The sequence below is a fragment of the Kitasatospora sp. MY 5-36 genome (genome assembly GCF_001182915.1).
Lineage (GTDB): Bacteria > Actinomycetota > Actinomycetes > Streptomycetales > Streptomycetaceae > Kitasatospora.
This window is the reverse complement of sequence record NZ_LFVW01001352.1, coordinates 1-799: the sequence shown is the minus strand read 5'-3', so window position 1 is coordinate 799 and position 799 is coordinate 1. Positions and strand designations below refer to the sequence as shown.

The window sequence follows — 799 nt, the reverse complement described above, 5'->3', positions numbered from 1 at the left end:
CCGCCCGGCCCGCCCCCGCGCAGGACGCGCCGTCCCCGCTGGCCGGCGGCACCGTCCTGGTCACCGGCGCCAACGGCGGCCTGGGCCGCCTGGTGGCCCGTCACCTCGCGGCGGTCCACCGCGTCGCGGAACTCGTGCTCCTCTCCCGCTCCGCCGTGCCCGCCGACCTGCTCGAAGAACTCGCCGCGCACGGCACCCTGGTCCGCGCCGAGGCCGTCGACACCGCCGACCGCACCGCGCTGGCCGCCGTCGTCGACACCCTCGCCGACCGGCTGACCGGCGTCGTCCACGTCGCCGGGATCGTCGACGACGGCGTCATCGAAGCCCTGGACGCCGCCAAGTGGCACAGCGTGCTGCGTCCGAAGGTCGACGCCGCCTGGCACCTGCACGAGCTCACCGCCGGCCTCGACCTGGCCGCCTTCGCGCTCTACTCCTCCGCCTCCGGCGTCCTCGGCGGCTCCGGCCAGGGCAACTACGCGGCCGGCAACGCCTTCCTCGACGGCCTGGCCGCCCACCGGCGCTCGCTCGGACTGCCCGCCGTGTCGCTCGCCTGGGGCCTGTGGGCCGAGGCCGCCGGCATGGGCGGCCGGCTCAGCGACACCGACCTCGCCCGGATGGCCCGGGTCGGCACCCGCCCCCTCTCCGCCGACCAGGGCCTCGCCCTCCTGGACGCCGCGCTCACCGGCGAGCCCGCGGCCGTGGTGCCGATCAGGCTCGACGTCACCGGCGTCCGGACCGAGGACCTCCCGCCGCTGCTGCGCGACCTGGCACCCGCCGCCCGCGCACCCCGCGCCCTGCG

Annotated in this window: 1 protein-coding gene; it reads left to right on the top strand. The window is 78.3% G+C overall.

Annotated features, from left to right (window positions below):
• The coding region (locus AE652_RS42390) for a beta-ketoacyl reductase (RefSeq protein WP_049661583.1) at nucleotides 1-799 on the top strand (799 nt) is incomplete at both ends.